Consider the following 23521-nt stretch of genomic DNA (forward strand, 5'->3'; position numbering starts at 1 on the left):
GGAGCACGACGCTCGCACCGACCTCTAAACGTCGGTCGGGGGTCATCGCGTTTTTTTGCGTGCCCCTTGCTGCGACTTGCGTTTGGCGGGGCTTGGCGAAGGCTCGACCGGCTCGGCCAAGGCGATGCGACGTGCGGCCTCAGCGGCCGCACGCACGAAGGGCGCGAGCAGGTCGGCCGGGCTCGCGTCTGCCTCCCACGCCGTCGGTGCGCCAAGCTGGCGCAGCACGGCGCCGTGGGCGACGGGCTCGTCGAAGCGAAAGTGCAGCGTGGGCAACGGCGCGCGCGGCTTGTCGTACTCACCCGCCTTCAGCTTGCCAAGCTTGACCGTGGGGACTTCCGCCGTCGCGGTCTCGGGGGCGGCCTTGGACTTGCCCCGCGTCTTTGTCGCCGCTTCGCTGTTGCCCCCCCGCGCGGCGCGGAGCGCGTCGAGCACTTGGTCCTTGCTTCTTCCTCGCAGCTCGAAGAGCAAAAATGGATCGCGGTCGAGCGCCTCACCCAGCACGTAGTGTGTGGCCGCCACGTGCTTGCAGGGGTCGCCCCAATCCGGGCACGAGCAGCTCGTCTCGAGGTCGTCACGTCGCTTGGGAAATAAGCTCATGCCCGCTTCCACGAAGACCTCATCGATTGCCTGGGGCATCTGGCCCGCGAGAAGTTCGGCGGCAAACTGCGCCTTTTTCGCCAGCCCGTCGATGGCCTTCTTCCAAGCGGGCGCGCCAAGCTGGGCAAGCTCGATCGTGATCTTGTAGGGCGTGGCCCGCGAGCCGGTGACCTTGGCCGTGACCTTGCCACCCTTGATGACGAGGTCGTGCGTGCGCCCCGCGCGGGCGTAGGTGCGGCCGCGGGCAAGCCGATTGGCGTCGCCGCTTAGCACCTTTTCGAGCGCTTCGATCCAACGCTGGCCCCACCAGGTGGTGCCGGCCTTTTTCATTCGTATGCCGCGTGCGGGTGGCGGCTTCTTCGGCGCGGGCTCGTACCACCCAAAGCGGTTCCAGCGGCTCATGAGCGCACCTCGCTGCGAACGCGGGCCGCGCGCGCCTTCGTGCGCGGTTTTGCCGGCGTGGACGAACCTCCGTCGTCCTCATCGCCGTCCGCCACGGCCCCCTCGGACAGCGCGAAGAGGTCGCGCAGCTCACGGCCGTCGAGCTCGGTGATCCACTGCTCGCCGGCGCCGACCACCTTCGACGCGAGGTCGCGCTTCTGATCGAGCAAGCGGTCAATCTTCTCCTCGACGGTCCCTGCACAGACCAACTTGTGGACCTGGACCGCGCGCGTCTGGCCGATACGATAGGCGCGGTCGGTGGCCTGATCCTCCACGGCGGGGTTCCACCAGCGGTCGAAGTGAAAGACGTGGCTGGCCGCGGTCAGATTGAGGCCGGTGCCGCCTGCCTTCACGGAGAGCACGAAGATGCGCGGGCCGTGAGGCTCCTCTTGAAAACGGCGGACCATCTCATCGCGCACCTTCTTTGGTGTGCCGCCGTGCAGGAACACGACCTCGCAGCCGAGGTGTGCGCCGAAGTGCAGGGCCAGCTTGTCGCCCATCTCGCGAAACTGCGTGAAGACCAGCGCCTTGTCCCCCGCGGCCACGGCCTCTTCGAGCATCTCGGTCGTGCGCGCCAGCTTTCCCGAACGCTTCGGGAGGGGTCCGCTTTCGCCGAGGTATTGCGCCGGGTGGTTGCAGATCTGCTTGGTGAACATGAGAAGCGCGAGCACGCGCCCACGCCGCTCGATGCCCTGCGCGGACGCAATCCGCCGCAGCTCCTCGTCCACCACCGCCTTGTAGAGTGTGGCCTGCTCGCGCGTGAGTGTGCAGACGACCTTCATCTCGTGCTTCGGAGGCAGGTCTTGGATGATGGTGGGGTCACTCTTGAGGCGGCGCAGGATGAAGGGCCCGACCATGCGGCGCAGGCGCGCGGCGGCGTCGTCGTTGCCGTAGCGCTCGATGGGGAGCGCAAAGTCTTTGCGAAACGTGTCGAGCGGGCCGAGCAAGCCAGGGTTGGCGAACTCGAGGATCGACCAGAGCTCGGCGAGCCGGTTCTCGACGGGCGTACCTGTCAAGGCGAAGCGGTGGCTCGCGCGCAAGGCGCGAGCGGCACGGGCCGTGGCCGAGGACGCGTTCTTGATGTTCTGCGCCTCGTCGAGTGCAGCCACGGACCAATCGAGCTCTGACAAGAGCTCGGCGTCGCGGCGTAACAGGCCGTAGGTGGTCACGACCAGCGTTCCCGGCTTCTTGGGGATGTCGCGCGCCGATTTCGCGCGCGAGGCGCCGTAGTGACGGACCAGGTCGAGTGACGGTGCGAAGCGCTCCACTTCACGTTCCCAATTTCCGACCACGGAGGTGGGCGCAATGAGCAATGCGGGACGGTTGTCGCGGCGGGCCTCCTGCTTGCGGCGCAGAAGGAATGCGAGGAGCTGCATCGTCTTGCCGAGGCCCATGTCGTCGGCAAGGCAGGCGCCGAGCCCGAGCGAGCCCATCGTGACCAGCCAGTTGAGCCCGCGTTCTTGATAGGGACGGAGCGTGGCCTTGAGCGAGGAAGGGGCGCCAAGCTCCTGGGTGCCGCCGTTTTTCAGGCGTTCCACCAGCTCGGCCACCACGCCTGAAGCGGTCACGGCCATCGAAAGCCCGCCCTGTCGCGCTTCGCCCGCGAGCACGGCCTTTAGGGCCTCGCGCACCGTCAGCTGCGAGGGGCCACCGGCCAGGCGCTTTTGGATATCGCCGAGCTCGCGGGGATCGATCGCGACCCACGCCCCGCGAAACTGCACGAGCGGCGCTTTTTGCTTCGCGAGCGCGTTGAGCTCCCGGGCCGTGAGGGGCTCGTCACCGATGACGGCTTCCCAGTCCACGGCGAGGAGCTCGTCGAGGGCGAGCCCCGCCGCGCCGGCGACGACCCCGGCGACCTTTTTGCTGCGCCCGCCCACGCGCATGCGCAAACGGAGCCGGCGCTGGCCGGCGGCCGTGAGCTCGCCGGGCACGATGACGCCGAAGCCGGCCTCTGCGAGCACAGCGGCGCCCTCATCGAGGAAGGTCCATGCGGTGCCCGGATCCAGCGCGACGGCCTCGGGGCGCGCGTCCTCGAGCGAGGTTGCGAGCGGAGCAAAGAGCCGCGCGGCCCGACCAAGCGCCTCGAGCAAAGATTCCTGAGGATCGCGAAACGCGCGCCCGAGCGTCTCGAGCCTGCGCCCCTTCGTTTTCCACACGTCCGCGGCCGGAACGAGCAGGCTGGGATCGTCAGGCGCCTGGAGCAAGAAGCGGAGCACGAAGGGCGCGCCGTCGTGCGCCGGCAGCTCGAGACGAAAGCAGGCCCGAAGCCGGTCGCGGGCGCCGAGGGCGGGCTCGCTCCAGCGCCCGAGCTCGTCCACGAGGGAACGCTCGGCGAAGCTGTCGGTCTCGAAGTCACTCTGGGCGCCACCAAGCGCCGCACGCCAGCGATCGGACCAGCCCCCGGTCGCGGTCCGCGCCCGTGAAGCTCGCCCTCCCGCGCGCGCGCCGCGGAGCGCCGGCGCTCCGCGCGCGGTGCGCACCAGCGTGTCGACGAGGGCGTCGAGGTAGGCGCGCACCAGCGCATCGGGGGCCCACACGGCGCCCGAGCGATCGCCCGCCACCGGCACGGCGTGCGCGGAAGGAGGCATGCTCTTTGCGATCGCCGCCACCTTCGCTGCATCCTCGCTGGCCGCGAGGGCCGCGGCCCAGCGCGCCTCGATGCGGCCGCCACGCCGTGAGATCGTGGGCACGACGCGCTCACGGGCCACCAGGTCCATGGCGAGCTTGCTGGCCAAGACCCACGTTGCCACGGAGCCGGGCAGGCTCTCGAGGTCCCCGGCGGGTACGGCCGTGAGCCTTGCCATGGTGTCGAAGAGCGGCAGCATGAGGCCTACGGTGTCGCACAGGCCTTCGGGCGCAACGAGGGCTGCCGACCCAGGCTTGCCGCCCTGTCCAAGGGCCGGCAGCCCGCGCGGTGCGGATTCGGGGCCCCAGAGAAACAGGGACTCGAGGTCTGGCAGGTACACGAGCGGCATGGGCGCCCCCTACATGCCACGGAACCCCCCATTTCGGGAAGGCCATGCTCCGTGCGCCCTGGGGGCAGGCGCCGTCGCTGGCCTACGTGCAGCAGCCGTCGGGCGGGTCGCCGTGGGCGCGGGGCTCGCAGCCCACGACGTGACGGCGGCTGTCGAGGATGATGTGGCAGCACGCTTCGAGCGCCTTTCGCACCTTGTCCCGGCCCCGCGCCACGCGCGACTTCAAGGCCGTCAGCGAGAGCCCGAGCTGGTCGGCCGCGTCTTTTTGTGACAGCCCCTCGAGCTCGGTGAGCGTGAGCGCGTCGCGGTCGGGTGAGGGCAGCCGTGACACGAAGAGCGCCGCGTAGCTGGCGACCTGGGTTGCGACGTCATCGTCGTTGTCTTGGGGATCGTGCGCCGGCTCGGGCGGCTCGGCCTGGGTGTGCGGGTGCCGCGCCGCGCTTCGCAGATGATCGACGAGGGCGTGGCGAGCCGTCTGGTAGATCCAGGGGCCCAGGCGCTGCTCGTCGCGCAGGGTGGGTAGCCCGCGCTGGATGCGGAGGAAGACGTCCTGGAGGACATCGTCCACGTCGGCCCCCGCCACCCGCTTGGCGAGAAACGGACGCAGCTTGGCCTCGAGGTCACGCCACGCAGGCTCATCCGCGAGGGTGGTGGGGTCGACGTTCGTGATCATGCGACGCCGTCCGGTTCGCAGCAGGAGGGCGCGCAGCACGTGCCATCGGGCTTCGTCGCCTCGATGAGGGCCGAGGCCACGAACTCCTCGAGGCCGGCGTCGGGCATCCAGTTGCGGATGTACTGCCGGCTCTCGGGTTTCACCGTGACCCGCACGTTCGCGAAGCCCGCTTCACGCAAAAGGGACTCCACGGTGGTCACGGCGGCGGCGCCGGAGATGCAGCCCGTGAGGGCCGCCACATCGTTGCGCAAGGACTCGGGCAGCGGCCGCAGGGCCACCACGTCCGAGATCGCCAGGCGGCCGCCGGGCTTGAGCACGCGAAAGGCATCGGAAAACACGGCCTGTTTGTCGGGGCTCAAGTTGATCACGCAGTTCGAGAGGATGACGTCGACGCTGCCGTCGGCCACCGGCAGGTGTTCGATTTCACCCAGGCGAAATTCGACGTTCGCGGCGCCCAGCTTGACCGCGTTGGCGCGTGCCTTCGAGACCATGTCCGGCGTCATGTCGATGCCAATGACGCGCCCCTTGGGACCCACCTGTTTGGCCGCGAGAAAGCAATCGAAGCCACCGCCCGCGCCGAGATCCACCACCGTTTCTCCCGTTTGCAAGGCCGCGAGGGCCTGGGGATTCCCGCAGCCGAGCCCCATGTTGGCCCCCTCGGGAACCGAGGCCAGATCGTCGGCCGAATAGCCCAGCGCCAGGCTGGCTTCGGCGCCCGGGCCACAGGATCCGGGTGTACAGCAGCCTCCGCTGGTGCTCCGGGCGATACGACCGTATTGCTCGCGGACAGCGGTGCGGACGTCGTCGTTCGTGTCTTTGGTCATTGTCATGTCCTCCACTCTTTAAAGACGGTCACCTCGACGAAAAGACGCAGGGCCACGCGAGAATTTCGGGAGGCGGGTGTCAGCGGGCCGGCGCTTCACGTGGGCTGGGGCCGCCCGAGACCATGCGCCATTCGCGCAGGGCGACCACCACGGCGGCCAAGCGCGCCGCATCGACGGGCTTGGCAACGTGCAGCTGAAACCCCGCCTCGAGCGCCCGCCGTCGATCCTCGTCACTGGCCAGCGCGGACAGCGCTGCGGCGGGGATGCGCCCCCCCCTTTCGGGCGTGAGCTCTCGGACCTTTTTGATGAAGCCTACTCCGTCGTCTCCCGGCATCGCGATGTCAGAAAGGATCACGTCGGGCTGGAAGTCTCCGAGCGCTGCGAAGGCGCGTGCCGCCGAGGACTCGGCGCGTACGTGGGCGCCCAGTTCAGCCAGCATCGCCGCGTAGGCTTCGCGGGTGTCGTCGTCATCCTCCACGAGCAATGTCTTGATCCCTTCAACGCCGTGTGCGACCTGGCTTTGCGCCGGGGGCGCCAGGGGTGTCGCTGCCGTACCTGTGGGGAGGCTGACGCGAAAGGTAGAGCCTCGTCCCTCGCCCGGGCTTTCGACCCTGACCTCGCCACCGTGAACATCGACCAGATGGCGCACGATGGACAGGCCCAGCCCCAGGCCGCCGTGGGTGCGCGTCATCGCGCTGTCCGCTTGCACGAAACGGTTGAAGAGGCGTGGCAACACTTCGGCGCGGATGCCCATGCCGTTGTCGCGAATGCTGAGCTCGGCGCGGGCGTTCGTGGTTTCGAGGCGCACCCAAATGTGGCCGCCGCGCGGGGTGAACTTTATGGCGTTCGTGAGCAAATTGTTCACCACCTGAAGGAGGCGCGACTCGTCTCCATACACAGCCCCCATGTCGCCCTCCACGACGAGGTCCATCGTGAGCCCCTTGGCCAACGCCGAAGGGCGCGCCACGTCGACCGCTTCGCGCACGATGTTTGCGAAGTCCACAGGGCCAAGGTCGAGGATTAGCTTTCCCGATACGATACGGGACACGTCGAGCAGGTCGTCGATGAGCTTCGCCTGGGCGTGTGCGGCCCGCTCGATGGAGGCGCTGGGACGGTCGAGGCGCGGGTTGTCCCCTGCGAGCTTTCGAAGCAGCTGCGCAGACATCAGCATCGTGCTGAGCGGTGTCCGCAGCTCGTGAGACAAGGTTGCAAGGAACAGATCCTTGGCCCGGGTCGCGCGCTCGGCCTCGAGGCGTGCTTGTTTTTCGGAGGCCAGAAGCTGGCTGCGCTCGCTCTCGAGAGACCGCAGCGAGGTCACGTCGTCGATCGCCAGCAAAATCATCTGCGCGCCCTGGCCCCACTCGATGGGGCGCGCACTGAACGAGAACGTCTTGGGGCCCACACGAGGCAGGTCGGCGTCGAGCTCGAGCGAGAGGAAGGCCTGGCGCCGCTCGACCGTCTGCTGCAAGGCGTCCCGAAGGGTCGGCAAGCTCCAGAACCCGTCTCCCAACTCCAGCAAGCGTTTTCCCGCGATCTTCGTGGGTACGAGCGAAAACGCGTCGTAGAACGCCGTGTTGGCCGAGACCACCCGCAGCTCGGCGTCCAGGACCACGAGGGCCGATTGCACGGTTTCCACGATGCTGCGGGCGTAGTCGCGGGCGGCCTCCGCTTCTTCCACGGCCCGCCGCAGAACGTCCACGTCCACGAAAGAGAGGACCGCCCCGTCAAGCCGGTTGTCGGAGGTGCGGTAGGGACGAATCTGCATGCGAAACCAACGCCCCCCTCGTCCTTGAACCTCCCACTCCCGGGGCACCAAAGTCCCCAGGACCCCGCCGATGCGCTCGGCGAGATTGTGGACATCGACGTCGAGCTTGAGATCTTCGATGGGCCGTCCCACGTCTTCCGGGATGAACCGTGCGATGTTGCGGACCGTGGGGGTGAAGCGACGCACCCGCAGGTTCAGATCGACGATGATCACCGGGATTTCGACGCTTGCCAGGACGTTGATGAGGTCATTGGCGACCTGGTCCAGCTCGAGGTTGCGGTGGCGGAGTTGGTCGTTGACGGTGCTCAGCTCCTCGTTCGTCGACTGGAGCTCCTCCTTGGCACTTTGAAGCTCTTCGTTGATGCTCTGCAACTCTTCGTTGGATGCGACCATCTCCTCGTTGGCCGTGGCGAGCTCATCGGTGGTCGCCTGGTGCTCGGAGATGAGGGACTGCAGATAGTCCCGGGTCGCGGTGAGCTCTGACTTGACCCTCTCCATTTCCCGAGGCGTCTCGGAAAGAGGCTCGGCCGCTCTTTGCGGCTGTCGGGTGCTCTCTTCGTCTTCGACATCCTTGTCCGTTGGCTCGAAGAGAACGAGGAAGCACCTCTCCGTGGACTCTCCCACAGAGGCCAAAGGCACGACTTCCAGGTTGACCACTTGCACCTCGGCACCGGAATGAAAGCGGAGCTTCTCCTTGCGAACGGCCACGCCTTCGGTCTTCGCTCGATCGAGGGCCTCGTGCAAGTGGGCCGCGAGCCCTCCTCGGGCCATCCGCAAGATGTTGGCCTGAGGCTGCCCCGGTGGCGGCTCCAGGTAGGCCCCTGTCCGTCCCCGAAACTGGAGGATCTCGAGCTGGCTGTTCACGATCACCCCCGGCGGGGCGTAGCGCGTGAGCATGAGATGATCGGCTTGACGTTCGGCCTCGCGCGCGGCCTGCCTTCGCTCGGGCGCCCTCCGTTCGGCGAGCGGGAGCTCGGGATCGCGGCCCGCACGCAGGGGGTGCAAGAGACCCAGGCTGTCACCCACCTTCACGAAGATGCGGTGCTCCTTGTCCACGTTCTCGAAGAGATCGCGGTAGCCCGTGATCGTCTCGCTCTGCCCGAGAAACAGGAATCCTGCGGGATTCAGGCAATAGTGCAGCATCGGGATCACCCTGCGCTGAAGCTCCGCATCGAAATAGATGAGAAGGTTGCGACAGCTGATGAGATCGAGCTTGGCGAAGGGGGGATCCCAGGTGAGGTCATGCTTGACGAACACACAAAGGTCACGGACCGAACGGACGATGCGATAGCCACCCTCGGCGGACTCGAAGAAGCGCCCAAGGCGTTCGGCAGGCAGGTCTGCCACCGCCGATTGCGAATAGACCCCGAGGCGCGCGGTATCAATCGCGTCATCGCTCAGGTCGGTGCCGAAGATCTTGAGTATGGGTTGAACTTGAGTTCCATCGAGCGCCTCGAGCAGGCTCATCGTGAGGGAATAGGTTTCCTCGCCGGTGGCGCACCCCGGGACCCAGATCCGAATGGAGTCGCCAGCGCCCTTGCGCTGGGCGAGCGGCTCGAGCACCTGCCGTTTCACGGCGTCGAACGCCCCCGGATCGCGGAAGAAAGATGTGACCCGAATGAGCATGTCGCGGCCGAGCGCGCGACCTTCGTCGACGTCGGTCTCGAGCAGCCGCGCGTAGTCCACCATGGACTCCGTGTGCCGGAGGGCCATGCGCCGCTCGATGCGGCGAAGCACGGTCGTGCGCTTATACCCACTGAAGTCGACGCCCGCGTGCCGACGCAGGGATGCGAGAAGCAGCGTGAGCGCCTTGTCCTGCACGCCGGGCAGGTCCGCAGCGGGCGTCTCGGCGTGCGGGGTGCACACGTAGGGATGCCCGCTCAAGCGGACGAGCTCTCTGGCGATGTCTTGGGGAGTGCCGCGAAAGTCCACGGCCCCCGAGGCCAGCGCGGCCTCCGGCATGCTCGGGAACTGCGCCGACGAGGGCTCCTGGGCCACCCCGATTCCCCCTTCGGCCTTGATGGCGCGAAGCCCCTCGGTCCCGTCGGCGCCCGATCCCGAAAGGATCACCGCGATGGCGCGCTCATGCGTGTCAGCGGCGAGAGCGCGGAAAAAGGCGTCGATGGGAAGATGAAGCCGCCCCGTGCTTTTGCGGGGCACCAGCGTGAGGATTCCCTCGCTCATGGTCAGGTCTGCGCCCGGGGGAATCACGTGCACCCGATCGGCTTCGAGCGCCATCCCGCTCGTGGCTTCTACCACCGCCAGCGGTGTGGCCCGGTCGAGCAGGGTTGTCAGCATGCTCGGTTGATCCGGGTCCAGATGCTGGATGACGACGAAGGCCATGCCCGAGCGCTCCGGAATGGCCGCAAGCAGGCTTTTGAGGGGTTCGAGCCCACCCGCCGAGGCGCCGATCGCCACGATGGGAAACGGTGTCATGGAAGTCACGGTGGGGCTCGAGGCCTCACCCTGCGCAGCGCCTTCCCCACTTGAGCGTTCGTCGACCGTCACTGTTTCGCCACCCAATCTGGTCGATACCGGATTGGGAAAGACCGAGGGAGAAGATGGACCTGCGAGGTCCAGGAAGCAAGAGACGTCACCGCTTTCTCTCGAGCGGGTCGGCCTCGCGCGGGGCACACCCTATCCGAGGCCAAGCTCCTGCTTCAGCCCCTCGAGCTTGCCGCGGATCGTGTCCCGTGCCGCGCGAAAGCGCGCCAGCATCTCGTCCCGCGGGACCGAGGGATCCCGGGTCGCAGGATCGGGGATGGGCCAGTGCAGACGCCGGGCCTGGCCGAGGTACACGGGGCAGACCTCCTCGGCGCAAAGGGTGATCACGGTGCCCACCGTGGCGGGGTCGATGGTCTTGACGGACTTCGAGTGATGCTGGCTGAGATCCACGCCCAGCTCGCGCATGACCTCGATGGCGTAAGGATTCACGACGCTGGGCTCGCTGCCGGCGCTTTGCACAGGCAGGGCGCCCCCGAAGATCATGCGGGCCAGTCCCTCGGCCATCTGGCTACGGGCCGAGTTGGCCACGCAAAGGAAGAGCAGGCTATTGGCTGTGGGGCTCATGCGGAGGTCTCCAGTTTGGGGGCGTGGGCAGGCTGAAACCAGCCCTGGGTTCGGTTCGCGAAGGCGACGAGCGAGAGCATGACCGGCACCTCGATGAGCACCCCCACCACCGTGGCCAGCGCGGCCCCCGAGGACAAGCCAAAGAGGCTGATGGCCACCGCCACGGCCAGCTCGAAGAAGTTCGACGTGCCGATCATGGCGGCCGGCGCGGCGACGTCGAAGGGCAGCCTCATCAAGCGTGCCAGCCCGTAGGCGATGGCAAAGATGCCGTAGCTTTGAATCAGCAAGGGAATCGCGATCAGCACCACCCGCCCGGGCTGCGCGACCAGGGTCTCGGCCTGAAAGCCGAAGAGCAACACCACCGTCAGCAGAAGCCCCAGGATCGACGTGGGCTTGAGCCTGGCCGCCAGACGCTCGATCGCCGCAGGGCCGCCCCGCGCGCGGAGACGCCTGTTGGTGAGGATCCCCGCCGCCAGCGGCACCACCACGAAGATCGCCACGGAAGCGAAAAGGGTTTCCCAGGGTACCTCGAGGTCCGTCACGCCCAAGAGCAGGCCCGCGATGGGGGCGAAAGCGAACACCAAAACGAGGTCGTTGACGGAGACCTGCACGAGCGTGTAGTTCGCGTCGCCTTTGGTGAGGTGGCTCCACACGAACACCATCGCCGTGCAGGGCGCAACCCCCAGCAAGATCATGCCGGCGATGTATTGCTTGGCGTCTTCCACCGGCAGCAGGCCGGCAAAGACGTGCTCGAAGAACAGCACGCCCAACCCCGCCATGGTGAAGGGTTTGATGGCCCAGTTCACGAGCAAGGTCAAGGCGAGCCCCTTGGGCTTGCGGCCCACGTCCTTGAGGCACGAGGGCTCCACCTTCAACATCATCGGGTAGATCATCAGCCAGATGAGGACCGCCACCACCAGGTTCACGCGCGCCCACTCGAGGCCGGCCACGCTTTGAAACAGCGCAGGGGCCACGAGCCCGAGGCCCACGCCCGCCAAGAGCGCCAGGCCGACCCACAGCGAAAGATACCGTTCGAAGATGCCCATGATGTTCGCCTCGTCCTTGGTTGCCTCGATGTTCACAAGCTGCCCACGAGCGCCTTGAACCGACGCAGAACGCGCGGGCTCAGGCAGTAACACACCCGGGGGCCGTCGACCTCGCCCTCTATCAGGCCCACCTCTTTCATGATCTTGAGGTGCTGCGACACGGTGGACTGTGCGAGGTCGAGCTCGTCGACGATCTCCCCACAGATGCACGTGTTTCGGCGTGCCAGGAGGCGCAAGATGCGTACCCGCGCGGGGTGGGCCAGCGCCCATGCGAGCGCCGCCAACTGTCCGTCCGCCTCGTCCCCCTCGACGGGGCGCAGATCCGGGCCGTCGTCGTCGACAGGCTCACAGCGGCTCGTGCTCACACGTTTCATCGTTAATCGACGATATACGTGATTCCCTTCGGCGACACAACGCCACGTACGCAGAATCACGAACAGGCGTGGAGGGGAGGTTGCCGAAGTGCGGGACCGCCCCACCCCCGTTTCGCTGTCGAAAGGGCCCCGTTACGATCTCGTAATCCCCACCTCCACCTCGGGGCTGGAGCCCAAAACACGAGTCCGGGGGCATGCTTGACTTGTCAGACGAGCCCTCCAAGATACGAGGATTCGCTTTCATTCGTCGATCCGCCATGAGCACGCCTGGTGGCCCCTCTTCTCGCCCCGTCCGTCGCCGCCGCGTGCGGCGGGGCGGTCACTTGCGCCCGCGGCTCGATGACTGAGGCGGCGGCGAAAGAGGTCCGCTTGGTGGTAGGCGTGGGGGCCTCGGCCGGAGGGCTGGAGGCGTTCAAGCGCCTGCTCTTTGGCGTGCCGTCTGACGCTGGCATGACCTTCCTGCTGGTTCAGCACCTGGACCCGCGCCGCGAAAGCCTGCTCGCCGAGCTGCTGACCCCCTGCACGGCGATGAGGGTCAAGCAGGCCGAGGCCGACGAGGCGCTCGAGGCGAATACGGTGTACGTGATCCCGCCTGATGCTTCGATGGCCGTGCGCGACGGAAAGATCGAGCTCAGCCCGCCCGTGATTCACAGAGGCGCGCGCTTGGCGGTGGATCACCTGTTTCGGTCTTTGGCCCGCGAGTACGGGCCGCGCGCCGTGGGCATCGTGCTCTCGGGCGCGGGCAGCGACGGCAGCGCCGGGCTTCGTGATCTCAAGGCCGCGGGGGGCATGGTGCTCGTTCAGGATCCGGTCACCGCCGCACAGCCGGGAATGCCCCAAAGTGCCATTGCGACCGGCGCGGTCGACCTCGTGTCGCCCATCGAGGGCATGCCGGTGGCTCTGCAACGCTTCGATGAGCTTCCCGAGCTCGTGCGCAAAGGCGCTCCCGAGCTGTCGGAATCCGAGCCTCCCTCTCCGCCGGCGGTGAGTGAGCCAGCCCTCGAGCGGCTTGCGACGCTTCTCGAGGCCACGGCAGGCTTCAATCTGCGCGCCTACAAGCGGGGAACCGTCGGCCGGCGGCTGTTGCGCCGGTCCGTGCTGGGGGGGCACGCGAGTGTCGAGGCCTACCTCGAAGGTCTCTCAGCCGCTCCGGCTGAACAAAAGGCGGTAGTGCGCGACCTGCTCATCAGCGTCACCGACTTCTTTCGGGACGCCGGCGCGTTCGAGGTGCTTCGCAGAAGCGTGATCGAGCGGCTGATCGACGACGCGCAGAGCGGCGAGAGCGTGCGGGTGTGGGTTGCGGGCTGTGCCACGGGAGAGGAAGCCTATTCGCTCGCGATCGAGCTTCTGGCGATGTCCGAGCGAAAAGGCAAGCAAGTGAAGGTGCAGGTCTTCGCCACTGACGTGGATGAAGAAGCGCTGTCGATCGCTCGCCTTGGCATCTACGCCCCCGGTCTCGTGGAGAGCGTGCCTCGCGCCTGGCTCGAAACCTACTTTGCGCCCGTTGAGGGACGCGGGTACCAGGTGCGGCCGGTCTTGCGGGACGTGGTTTCCTTCGCGGTCCACGACGTGACGAAGGATCCCCCGTTCTCACGGATGAACCTCGTGAGCTGTCGCAACGTGCTCATCTACTTGCTCCCGCATGCCCAGGAGCACGTGCTGGGTGCGTTGCATTTCTCGCTTTTGCCGCAAGGCACACTGTTCCTGGGCTCGTCCGAGACCACGGGCCCTCAACGGGACCTCTTCTCCACGCAGTCGAAGGCGTGGCGCCTTTTCAGGAAGGTGGGCCCCTCACGAAGCGTACGCCTTCCCACGGGCGCCTACCGGCCGTACGCGCCCAACGTCGCCGAGGCGTTTTCGGGTCGGGCTGCAGGGGACGGCCCCCCACGCCTGCCGCGTCGTGTGCCCGGGGCTGCGGAGCTTGCCCGGCGGGCGCTGATGCACGCCCGCATCGCGCCGAGCCTCGTCATCGCCGAGGGCGGACAGGTGTTGTACATGCACGGCGAGCTTCGTCCCTTTCTGCGCTTTCCCGAGGGCGAGCCTCGCTTCGAGCTGGCGTCGCTGGTATCGCCCGAACTCGCCACGCGTACGCGGGCGGCTCTGCACAAGTGTCGTCGGGAAGGCCAATCTGTCATGGCGTATTCGAGCCTCGAGGGCTCGAAGAGCGATCGGGTGAAGATCACCGCCACCCCGGCTCCGGACCTGGGCGAAGGCACCGTCATCTTGAGCTTCGAGCTCGTCAAGGACAGCGCCGCCCTCGCCATGCCGCCCGACAGCCCGGCTGAGGAGTCCGTCATCGAGCAGCTCGAGACGGAGCTGCGCGCCACCCGCGAGGATCTGCGCGATACGGTGGAAGAGCTCGAGTCATCGACCCAGGAGCTTCGCTCGGCTCACGAGGAAGCGATATCGATGAACGAAGAGCTGCAATCGGCGAACGAAGAGCTCGAGGCGACCACGGAGGAGCTGCGCTCTCTCAACGAGGAGCTGACCACCGTCAACGCCCAGCTTCGCGAAAAAGTAGATCAGGTCGAACGGGCGCACGACGATCTATCCAACTTTCTCACCAGCACCAAGATCGCCACGATCTTCCTGGACGAGCGGCTTTCGATCAAGAAGTTCACGCCGGCAGCGCAGGAGCTCCTGCAGATCGATCGGGCGGACGAGGGGCGCTTCGTGGGAGCCATTGCGCGAGAGCTGCTGCAGGATGGTTTGGTCGACGAGGTCAAGGACGTGCTCGAGAACCTCACCCCTCGTGTACGCGACCAACACACCCGGGACGGGCGCTGGATCACCCGGCGCATCCTGCCTTACCGCACCGACAAGCGCCGTATCGAGGGGGCCGTGGTGACGTGGACCGACGTGACGGAGCTAAAGCTCCTCACGGAGCGGCTCACCGTCAGGGAGCGCCAGCAGGCCGTGGTGGCGCGCATGGGTTTGCATGCGTTGGAAGAGACGAACCTTCAGCGTTTTTTCGATCAGTGTGTGGTCGAGATCCAGCAGACGCTGGACGTCGAGTTGTGCAAGCTCCTGGAGCTACAGCCCGATCACGAGGTGATGCTGATCCGCGCCGGCGTCGGGTGGAAAACGGGGCTCGTGGGGAACGCCAGCGTGCCTGCGGGCATTGGGTCACAGGCGGGCTACACGCTGAACGCGAAGGCGCCCGTGTTGGTCGAGGACTTACGGGAGGAACGGCGCTTTACGGGGCCACACTTGCTCCTGGAGCACGGTGTGCGCAGTGGCATGTCATGTGTGATCGGAGGGGCGGATGAACCTTACGGGGTCATTGGCGTGCACGCGCGGTCTCCTCGGGTGTTCACGCCGGAAGACGCCGATTTCCTCTTGGCGTGCGCCGCCGTCCTGGCCGCCGCCATTACAAGGCACGAAAGCCGCACACGCATGTTGCTCGAGCGTGCCGTGGCGGGGGCCCTCGTGGACGCCGAAACCCTGAGCGAGGCTCTTGCGCGCATCCATGCCGCGTTGGTGCGCGAGCTTGACGTGACGGTCGGCGAGTTCTGGGCGCCCGAGGCGGGAGGCGATTTCGTTCGCACGGAGTTGCTTTCGCCTTCTCCATCCGACGAGCTGCGGTTCGAGGCCGCGCTCGCCCCCGCGCGGTTTTCGCCAGGGCAGGGGTTCGTGGGTCGGGTGGCCACCAACCGGGCCTCGGAGTGGCTCTCGTCGCTCCAGAACCCGGCCCAGTTCGCCAGGGTCGACGCCGCGCGGGAGCTGGGGCTACGTTCGGGTTTGGCCGTTCCCGTCGTCAGCGGAGGCGATCTTTTGGGTGTGTTCACCGTCTTTTCGACCGCCCGCTTACACGCGGACTCTTCGTTCTTGCGCAGCCTCGATGGCATCGGCCGCTCGCTCGGAGATTTCGTGCGCCGCAAGGAGGTCGAGCGGCGCTACCAGACCACGGTGGAAGCCGCGCCGAGTGGCATTGCGGAGCGCTCCCTCGATGGACACCTCCTGCGGGTCAACGAACGCTTCTGCGAGATCGTTGGTTACCCGGCCGATGAGCTCACGCATCAAGGGTTTCAGCGGCTGGTCTACGCGGACGACGTGGCGCAAGAGGACCAGCTGTTCAGCAAGCTCCGGGATGAGGGCAATCCCAGTTACGACACGGAGATGCGTTATGTACGCAAGGACGGCGGGGTCGTCTGGGTGAGCCTGAGCGCCGCCCGCGTGAGCACGGCCTCTGGCCTTCCCGACCACGTCATCTTGGTGGTAGATGACATCTCCCAGCGCAAGGCGACGGAACAGGCCTTGAGGGAGTCTGAGGAGCGGTTCCGCCTCATGTTGCTGCGGTCTCCTGCGCCCATGATGGTCTACGACGACGCGGGGCGGGTGGTGGCGCTGAGCCGCTCGTGGGAGCGTGTCACGGGGTATTCCGTGGACGAGTTGCCCCGCGTGGAGGATTGGATGCGCCGGGTGTTCCGCATGAAGGACCCGGAGATCGAACAAGCCATTGTCGCCACCTGGTCGCAACCGGCGAGCGAGCGTGAGCGCGAGGTAGAGGCGTGGCGCAAGGATGGCTCCTCCACGACGTTGCTGGTGCGGGCGGGATCGTTGGGGAGCACCTGGGAGGGACGTCAGCTGCGTGTGGTGGCCGCCCTCGATATCGAGGAGCGGCGTCGGTTCGAGCGGCAGCTGCTCGAGGCCAGCCGCCAAAAGGACGAGTTCATCGCGATGCTGGGCCACGAGCTGCGCAACCCCTTGGCAGCCGTGCGAAGCGCCACGGAGCTGCTCAAGCGGACGGGGGTCGAGGACGCACGCCTCCAGCGCGTGTTCGGTGTGCTGGATCGACAGACGAACCACATGGCGCGCTTGCTCGACGGGCTCCTCGACATCTCGCGCATCATCCACGGCAAGATCGTGCTCGAGACGCAGATCGTGGATCTCTCGGCGCTGGTGCGGCAGGTGATTGCGGACGCGCAGCCACGCCTCGGGCCCGGCCAAAACCTGCGAAGCGAGGTGGCCGAACCTGCCTTGGTGGTGGAGGGCGATCCGGTGCGGCTCACGCAGATCGTGGACAACTTGATCTCGAACGCAATCAAGTACACGCCCGCCGATGGCTGTATCTCCGTCACGCTCACGGGGGAAGGCAGCGAGGCGGTCTTGCAGGTGAAGGACAGCGGCGAAGGCATCGATCCCCAGCTGCTGCCGAATTTGTTCAAGCCGTTTCAGCAAGGACATCAGAGCCTCGACCGGAAGCAAGGGGGCCTGGGGTTGGGGCTGGCGCTCGTGAAGGTGCTGGCCGACATGCACGGGGGGCAGGTGCACGCGCAGGGCGGGGGTGCGGGGCGTGGGGCTTCGTTCGTGGTGCGGTTGCCCCTCACCGCCAAGCGCCTGCCCATCGCTCTGCACGGGCGCCCGACGCCCGGGCCCCGCAAGGTGCTGGTCATCGAAGACAACCTCGATGCGGCCGAGGCGCTGCGGGACGCGCTCGAGGCCGAGGGACACACCGTGGTTTTGGCGCCCGACGGCCGCCAAGGGCTCGAAGCGGCACGCTCCCAGGCGCCGGATGCCATCTTTTGTGACATCGGCTTGCCCGATGGCTTCACCGGCTACGATGTGGCGAAGGCCCTCCGCTCGGACCCGCTCACCCGCGATCTCTATATCGTGGCGTTGACCGGCTACGGGCGCGACGAAGACAGGGGGCGCTGCGAGGCGGTGGGCTTCAACGTGCACCTGACAAAGCCGGTCTCGCTCGATGAGATCGAGGCCACGCTGGCCCGGGCGCCTTGCCACCCCGCCTGAGCGCGGCCCCACTCAGTCTCGCCCGCTGGCGGTGAACGCACGCACGAACGCGGTGGCGGGGCGCTCGCAAAGCTCGTCCCACTCTCCGATTTGGCTGATGCGGCCCGCCTCCATCACGGCGATGCGCGCGCCCAGCGCGTGCGCATCCCGGGCGTCGTGCGTGACGAGAAGGCTCGGCAGGGCCAACGCCTGCAGGTGGTCCCTCAGGTGGTTGCGAACCGCCTGGCGGGACGACACGTCGAGCGCGGCCAAAGGCTCGTCGAGGAGCAGGGCGCGGGGGTGTACGCACAAGGCGCGTGCGAGCGCGACACGCTGTTGTTCTCCGCCCGACAAGGTCTGTGGACTGCGGTGTGCCAGAGCCAAAAGCTCGAGCCCCGCGAGCGTCGTGTTCACCCGCGCGCGGGCCTCGCGGCGCGACAGCTCGGGGCTGGCGCTCGCGAGGGCGAAGGCCACGTTGGCCCTTACGTCGAGATGAGGAAAGAGAGCGTAGCTTTGGGGCACGTAGGCCAAGCGCCGGAGCTCCACCGGCACGTTGAGCTTCTGGTCCGTGTCGAGCAGCGTGGTGGCTCCCACCGTGATGCGCCCCGTGCGCACGGGCACAATGCCCAGGAGGAGCGCGAGCAACGTGCTCTTGCCGGCGCCGTTCGGCCCCACGAGCACGAGCGGGCCCGGTGCGAGCGCCAAGCTGACGTCCAGCTCCAGCGTGCCCACCCGCGCATGCAGGTGCGCAACCAAGGCGTCGTCGCTCATGTGCGCGGCTCCTTGGCGGCGGTTCGGTGGAACACGCCGCGCACGCCCAAGAGCAAGGCGAACGCCACCACCACCAGAATCACCGAGAGCGCCTGGGCCGCGCGCAGATCGGAGGCGAGCGCCGTGTAGATGGCGAGCGGCAAGGTCTGGGTGTGGCCTTCGAGGTTGCCCGCGAACATCAAGGTGGCGCCGAACTCGCCCAGCGCCCGCGCCCAGCTCATCGCCGCGCCTGTCACAAGGCCAGGGCCCGCGAGCGGCAAGCCCACACGTATGAACACACGCAAAGGAGAGGCCCCGAAGGTGCGTGCGACCACCAAGAGGTTCGGATCCAGGCGGCGAAACGCGGCCGTGGCGGCTTGAAGAAAGAAGGGGGCGGAAACGAACGTCTGCGCCATGACCACGGCGGCCGTGGTGAACGCCACCGACCAGCCTTCGGGGTAGGCCCAGCTTGCAAGCAGGCCGCGCCGACCGAAGGCCAGCAGGAGCGCCACGCCGGCCACTGCGGGCGGAACCACCATCGGCAGCTGCAAGCAGGTCTCGAGCGCCCGGGCCCCGGAGGTGCGGCTGTGTGCCAGCACCCACGAAAGGGGCGTGCCGAAGCCCAGCACGAGCAGCAAGGACAAGGACGTGGTGGACAGGCTCAAGCCCAACGCCGGCCAAACGAGAGGGTGCCGTAGTCCTTCGGCCAGCTGGCCCGGCGAGGCGGTCACGAAAAGCGCCAGCAGGGGAACGAGTAAAAACACCACCAGCAACGCCCCGAGCGCGCCCAGCAGCAGGCGCTGCCCCTCGATCTGCGAGGGCCACCGCCGCGGCAGGTTCATGGCGCCTCCGCGGGCTCGAAGCCCGCACTGCGCAGGATGCCCCTGCCGGGCGCCGAGCGCACGAACGCCACCCACATCCGGGCCAGCTCGCGCTGCGCGGCCTCTTCGGCCACGGCGATGGGGTAAACGGCCCCGACGCTGTAGGCGGAGGGGATCGGCCGCTCGATCACGGTCGCCGCCGCCATCCGGGCGTCCGTGCGGTAGACGATCCCTGCCTCCGCTTCGCCGAGCCGGACTTTGTTGAGAACGTGTCGCACGTTGAGCTCGTGCGAGACAATCCTATCCAAGACCTGCGCCCGGAACGCGGGCCCCAGCACGGACGAGGCCCTGTCGAGGACCTGCCGTGTGTACCTTCCGATCGGCACCTCGGGGGCGCCGACGACGAGGCTGCCTGCGAAAGGAAGGTCCTCGAAGCGATGCAAGCGGCTTGCGGCCTCCAGGCTCACCACGAGCACGGGTTCATTGCGGGCGAAGACGATGGGCTCTCTGATGAGGCGTGCGCGCACCAGGGCCTCGACGTGGCGCTCATCGGCCGCCGCGAGCACATCGAAGGCGGCGCCGTGTTCGATCTGAGCACGAAGCTCCTGGGTCCCCGCGAAGTTGAACGTGACGTGAGCGCCAGGATGGGCCTGCGTGAACGGGCGCGCCAGGGCACCGAAGACGTCACGTAACGAGGCGGCCGCGAACACCACGAGCTCCCGCTGCGCCGGGGCGGGCGGGGCGCGGTCGCGGCAGGCCAGCCCCACGAACGAGAGGCAGACCGCCCCGAGAATGAGCGTGCACCGCGCAAACCGTGGGGCATGACAAGGGGCAGATGGGAACGTCCGAGGGTGCATGGCTAAATCGTCCCCGTCACCTGGCTGTAGACGTAAAGCGGATCGCCGGGGCGCGTGCCCGGGGCCGTTTTTGCAAAACGACCTCGCCACAGGATCGCGGCGCCGAGCTCGAGGCTGAGGTTGCCGGGCACCACCTGCCAACGGATGCCGGCCTCGAACTGTTGGCCAATGAAGCGTCCGGCGGCGCCCGTGGGATCGCGGAGGCCCGCCGGACCCCACGCATCACGTGCCGATGCGAGATACGCCAGACGGAACGTGCCAAACGCGTCGAGGCGCTCGTGGGGTGTCAGGTTGAAGGCCAGACCAGGGCTTTCGAGATTGCTACGGGCAAGCGCACCCCAAAGGCTGGTAGGCCCGAGATCGAAGCGGCGCGCCCCAAAGAGCGTATCGAAGCGTCCGTTCACCCGGTCGCTGGGGTCACCATCTCCGCTGGCCCGATCGTAGACCAGGATCAGCCGCGGCCTGGGGGCGAGCCTTGCCTCGTAGCCAAAGGCCGCATGCACGAAGCTCGCTTCGTGACGAAGATCCGTGACATCGCTCCCGGTGAGGCTTGCACGTGATCGTCCTCGCTGCAGCATCAGCTCCAGCTGAAAGTCGAAGGCCCCGGCGATGGGCTGACGAAACAAGCGCACGCCGGGGGTGAACACGCGGCGGTTCTGCGAGGGCTGCCCGGCCCGATCCGCTTCGTGCAGAGCGAAGACGTAAAGTTCGAGCGCGATCCCAGCCCCGACCGCCGAGGACGCAAGGGCGCCCCAGAACAGGGCCCCCGTGGCCTCGCGGTCAAGCGCGAAGGCGTTGTTCGCGAGGGCGTCGAGGCCCGTGGGGGATCTTTCGACCGGCAGCACCGCAAAGCAGGTCACCTGCTGCGTGGCCGCGCGCCAGTCGACGTGAAGGCCCGTGAAGCCGTTGATGGTGTTGCGATAGGCGTTTCTCGCGGCCAATCGGCGGCTGCCGAGGTCCAGCGTGAGCCGCCCCGCCGAGACGGCCAACGTATCGTGGGCCGCCCATACGTCGTGCGTGCGGTAGGCCAGGTACGCGCGCAGGGGCTCGGCGGCGTTCACCAGCGTGGGGGACAAGGGCGTGCCCTCGCGGGCAAAGGCCCGGGCGTCTTGAAGCTCGAGGCCCAGCGCCCAAGGCCCGGCGCTGAACTCCGCGAACACGAGGGTACGCAGCACCAGGGCCGTGGCGTTGGGACCGGCGCTGGCATGAAACTCGTTTTCCAGGTGCTCGAAGCGGCTACGCTGCTCGAGGCCGAGACGCACCCCGGGAGGCACACCCAGCGCCGGCCCGATCCGCAGCGGTTCTTCCGCGGCCAGCCCGCCGTGACACGGGGCAAGGGCCAGCCAGGTGCCAAGGAGGGCACCCACGACCATCCTCGTCGACTGCGAGGCTCGGCTCACGGCGACCCTCCGCCCCCCCTCACCTCGGCCGCGAGCCCTCCCGCAGGTCGGGCGTCATAGCCGAGGCGATCGAGCTCGCGCCGAAACGGGGCCGAGACCAAGGTGTCGAAGAGCCTCTCGAGGCGCACGTCGCCCGCCTCGGTCGCAAAAAAGGCCACGTCGTAGCGCTCCTCGGCGAGCGGGAGGAAGTGCAGTCCGAAGGTGAGGGCCGCATCGCGGGTGGTAACGCCCGCATCCGCCGCTCCCCGCGCCACGGCACGCGCCAGGTCGAGATGCCCCGCCGCTGCGTAGTGCGCCCTCCGGGCCACCGCCAGGGCCAAGCCCTCCTGGCGCAGGTGACGTTCGAGCAGGTGCTGCGCGCCTGCCCCCGGCTCTCGTACCGCCAGGCGCACCCCACGCCGGGCGAGATCGGGGATCCCCTGGATCTTGCCTCGATCGCTCGGGCGCACCACGAGACCCACCTGCCAGGTAGCCAGGGTCACGAGACGAATGGGCTCGGACGCTTCCAGGCGGCGCACGTGGGCCACGTTGGCCTCGCCCGTGCGGGCGTCTACGAGGTGAAGACCGGCGAGCAGGGTGTGCCCGCGGCCGAGCGCCGCCAGGGCGGCGGTGCTCGTGCGAGGCACCCAGGAGAAGGTCCCGGGACCCTTCGCCCGGTTGAGCCGATCGGCCAAAACGCCGAGCGCGCTGGCGCAGCCGAGGAGCAGCACGTGGTCCTCGAGTTCGCGGAGCGGGCGCAAGGTCTCGACCTCGGCCTGCGTATCCCTGCGCCGCGCGAGCAGGGCGTCGGCGGCCGCGGGCCCGGCTTCGGGCACCATCGCGTGGCCTATCCATCGCCCGCGCAGGCGCGTGAGCTGCAGCCGCTCCGTGCGGGGGCCTTCCGCCAGCTCGACCCCCAGCGCGGGAGGCCCCGTGACCGGGCCTGCGCCGAACAGCGCTTCGACCTGCGCCTCGAGGGCTCGGGCCAGCCGCAACGCCACGTCGACACCCGGCACGGCGCGGCCTGCCTCGATGGCCCCCAGGGCTTGGCGGCTCAGCTGGACCTGCGCCGCCAGCTTGGCCTGGGAGAGGCCCAGGGCTACGCGGCGCGCGCGCAGGTGCGGCGGAGGAGGCATGGAAAGCAGACCTTACATGACGGAAAGTTGTCTTTCCACGGCCGGCGCCGCGAGGGGAGTGACGACGGCAGCCACCCCGGGTCACATCCGGGACGGGGCGGACCTTGCCTTCGCGGCCCGAGATCGAAATGATGCCGGCATGAAGACCCCGCCCGCTGCCGCGTTTACCACCTCCCACCCGCATCGCCGTCACGTGCTCGGTGTGGGGCTCGCGGCAGCGGTAGGGCTCGCCTCTGCGCCGGGCGCCCACGCGCGGCCCCGCAAGGTGCGGCCCCGCACGACGTGGCTGACCTACGCGATCAACGCCGAGATGTTCTGGAAGGACTTGCCTTTCCTCGAGCGCCTGAACCGCATCGCCGACGCCGGGTTCACGCACTTCGAGTTTTGGGGCTACGACAAAAAGGACATCGAAGCCGTGGCGGCTCTGTGTGAAGAGCGCGGGCTACGTCCCGTGCAGTTCGTGGCGGGCTGGGGGCTGGCCTCCGAGGCGGCGCGCGCCAAGCTGCTTGACTCATTGCCGCGGGCGGTGGCGGCCGCCAAACGCCTGGGCGCCACGATGATGACCGTGGTCGCGGGAAATCAACTGCCCGACGTGTCCCGTGAGGAGCAGCTTGCCGAGGTGGTGACCACGCTCGAGCAAGCGGCGCGCCTGGTGGAGCCGGAAGGACTCACCCTCATTCTGGAGCCGCTGAACGTGCTGCGGGATCACCCGGGGCAGCTGGTGGTGACCTCTGCCGATGGCGCCGCGATCGTGCGGGCCGTGGCGTCACCGTCCGTCAAACTGCTCTTCGACGTCTATCACCAACAGATCAGTGAAGGGAATCTCAGCGGCAACATCGCCGCGTACAAAGACGAGATCGGCTACTTCCAGATCGCCGACCATCCAGGGCGCCACGAGCCCTTCACGGGCGAGATCAACTATCCATTCATCCTGGCCGAAATCGAGCGCAGTGGCCTCGGCAAGCCCGTGGGCCTCGAGCTCAGCCCCAGGGCCGAGCCGAAGCAGGCCCTGGCGGCAGTCCTCGAGGCTGACGCTCAGGCCCGCCGGCTGGCCTCCCAAAGACGAAGCTGACGGCGCCCG

General features: G+C 67.8%; 15 protein-coding genes. 2 read left to right on the forward strand and 13 right to left on the reverse strand.

The features are described from left to right. Positions 1-42: 42 nt before the first annotated feature. The 8 genes from KA712_04620 to KA712_04655 form a co-directional block, all read right to left on the reverse strand. Positions 43-1002, reverse strand: a complete 960-nt coding sequence (locus tag KA712_04620; protein MCG5052223.1) for an SWIM zinc finger family protein — start codon at positions 1000-1002, stop codon at positions 43-45. Further along, positions 999-4016 carry a DEAD/DEAH box helicase gene (locus KA712_04625; protein MCG5052224.1) on the reverse strand — a complete coding sequence of 1006 codons (3018 nt, stop codon included), beginning with the start codon at positions 4014-4016 and terminating at the stop codon, positions 999-1001. The genes KA712_04620 and KA712_04625 overlap by 4 nt, the downstream gene beginning before the upstream one ends. A gap of 82 nt (positions 4017-4098) precedes the next feature. After that, positions 4099-4689, reverse strand: a complete 591-nt coding sequence (locus KA712_04630; GenBank protein MCG5052225.1) for a sigma-70 family RNA polymerase sigma factor — start codon at positions 4687-4689, stop codon at positions 4099-4101. Continuing rightward, positions 4686-5513, reverse strand: coding sequence for an arsenite methyltransferase (locus KA712_04635; protein ID MCG5052226.1), 828 nt, complete (start codon positions 5511-5513; stop codon positions 4686-4688). The genes KA712_04630 and KA712_04635 overlap by 4 nt, the downstream gene beginning before the upstream one ends. Positions 5514-5592: 79 nt before the next feature. After that, complete coding sequence (locus KA712_04640; protein MCG5052227.1) at positions 5593-9714, reverse strand: PAS domain-containing protein; 4122 nt, start codon at positions 9712-9714, stop codon at positions 5593-5595. 201 nt (positions 9715-9915) lie between these two features. Further along, positions 9916-10347, reverse strand: coding sequence for an arsenate reductase ArsC (locus KA712_04645; GenBank protein ID MCG5052228.1), 432 nt, complete (start codon positions 10345-10347; stop codon positions 9916-9918). Beyond that, positions 10344-11393: an ACR3 family arsenite efflux transporter gene (gene arsB / locus KA712_04650; GenBank protein MCG5052229.1), complete on the reverse strand. Its 1050-nt coding sequence runs from the start codon at positions 11391-11393 to the stop codon at positions 10344-10346. Before arsB ends, KA712_04645 begins: the two co-directional genes overlap by 4 nt. Positions 11394-11425: 32 nt before the next feature. Continuing rightward, positions 11426-11767, reverse strand: coding sequence for a metalloregulator ArsR/SmtB family transcription factor (locus KA712_04655; GenBank protein ID MCG5052230.1), 342 nt, complete (start codon positions 11765-11767; stop codon positions 11426-11428). Between the two features lie 270 nt (positions 11768-12037). Here KA712_04655 and KA712_04660 point away from each other — a divergent pair, with 270 nt between their 5' ends. After that, positions 12038-17518, forward strand: coding sequence for a PAS domain S-box protein (locus KA712_04660; GenBank protein ID MCG5052231.1), 5481 nt, complete (start codon positions 12038-12040; stop codon positions 17516-17518). Between the two features lie 12 nt (positions 17519-17530). On the opposite strand, the gene KA712_04665 is transcribed toward KA712_04660, so the two are convergent. The 5 genes from KA712_04665 to KA712_04685 are packed head-to-tail and all read right to left on the reverse strand — an operon-like array spanning position 17531 to position 22440. Beyond that, positions 17531-18268 carry an ABC transporter ATP-binding protein gene (locus KA712_04665; GenBank protein ID MCG5052232.1) on the reverse strand — a complete coding sequence of 246 codons (738 nt, stop codon included), beginning with the start codon at positions 18266-18268 and terminating at the stop codon, positions 17531-17533. Beyond that, positions 18265-19089 (reverse strand): ABC transporter permease, encoded by an 825-nt coding sequence (locus KA712_04670; GenBank protein ID MCG5052233.1) that lies wholly within the window; start codon positions 19087-19089, stop codon positions 18265-18267. Before KA712_04670 ends, KA712_04665 begins: the two co-directional genes overlap by 4 nt. Beyond that, positions 19086-19925, reverse strand: a complete 840-nt coding sequence (gene modA / locus KA712_04675) for a molybdate ABC transporter substrate-binding protein (protein ID MCG5052234.1) — start codon at positions 19923-19925, stop codon at positions 19086-19088. Before modA ends, KA712_04670 begins: the two co-directional genes overlap by 4 nt. A 2-nt stretch (positions 19926-19927) precedes the next feature. Continuing rightward, a complete protein-coding gene (locus tag KA712_04680; GenBank protein ID MCG5052235.1) occupies positions 19928-21325 on the reverse strand; it encodes an alginate export family protein in 1398 nt (465 codons plus the stop codon). Continuing rightward, entirely contained in the window at positions 21322-22440 is a 1119-nt protein-coding gene (locus KA712_04685; GenBank protein MCG5052236.1) for a helix-turn-helix domain-containing protein, read from the reverse strand. Before KA712_04685 ends, KA712_04680 begins: the two co-directional genes overlap by 4 nt. 139 nt (positions 22441-22579) lie before the next feature. On the opposite strand from KA712_04685, the gene KA712_04690 reads away from it, so the two are divergent. Further along, the gene (locus KA712_04690) at positions 22580-23512 is read left to right on the forward strand and encodes a TIM barrel protein (GenBank protein ID MCG5052237.1); all 933 of its coding nucleotides are present in this window, start codon (positions 22580-22582) and stop codon (positions 23510-23512) included. The last annotated feature ends 9 nt before the right edge of the window (positions 23513-23521 follow it).

The organism is Myxococcales bacterium (genome assembly GCA_022184915.1).
In the GTDB taxonomy this organism is placed as follows: Bacteria; Myxococcota_A; Polyangia; order Fen-1088; family Fen-1088; genus JAGTJU01.

Coding starts and splice junctions, on each gene's coding strand:
- KA712_04620 (MCG5052223.1), bottom strand. CDS start 1,002: ATGAGCCGCTGGAACCGCTTTGGGTGGTACGAGCCCGCGCCGAAGAAG.
- KA712_04625 (MCG5052224.1), bottom strand. CDS start 4,016: ATGCCGCTCGTGTACCTGCCAGACCTCGAGTCCCTGTTTCTCTGGGGC.
- KA712_04630 (MCG5052225.1), bottom strand. CDS start 4,689: ATGATCACGAACGTCGACCCCACCACCCTCGCGGATGAGCCTGCGTGG.
- KA712_04635 (MCG5052226.1), bottom strand. CDS start 5,513: ATGACCAAAGACACGAACGACGACGTCCGCACCGCTGTCCGCGAGCAA.
- KA712_04640 (MCG5052227.1), bottom strand. CDS start 9,714: ATGACACCGTTTCCCATCGTGGCGATCGGCGCCTCGGCGGGTGGGCTC.
- KA712_04645 (MCG5052228.1), bottom strand. CDS start 10,347: ATGAGCCCCACAGCCAATAGCCTGCTCTTCCTTTGCGTGGCCAACTCG.
- arsB (MCG5052229.1), bottom strand. CDS start 11,393: ATGGGCATCTTCGAACGGTATCTTTCGCTGTGGGTCGGCCTGGCGCTC.
- KA712_04655 (MCG5052230.1), bottom strand. CDS start 11,767: ATGAAACGTGTGAGCACGAGCCGCTGTGAGCCTGTCGACGACGACGGC.
- KA712_04665 (MCG5052232.1), bottom strand. CDS start 18,268: ATGAGCGACGACGCCTTGGTTGCGCACCTGCATGCGCGGGTGGGCACG.
- KA712_04670 (MCG5052233.1), bottom strand. CDS start 19,089: ATGAACCTGCCGCGGCGGTGGCCCTCGCAGATCGAGGGGCAGCGCCTG.
- modA (MCG5052234.1), bottom strand. CDS start 19,925: ATGCACCCTCGGACGTTCCCATCTGCCCCTTGTCATGCCCCACGGTTT.
- KA712_04685 (MCG5052236.1), bottom strand. CDS start 22,440: ATGCCTCCTCCGCCGCACCTGCGCGCGCGCCGCGTAGCCCTGGGCCTC.
- KA712_04690 (MCG5052237.1), top strand. CDS start 22,580: ATGAAGACCCCGCCCGCTGCCGCGTTTACCACCTCCCACCCGCATCGC.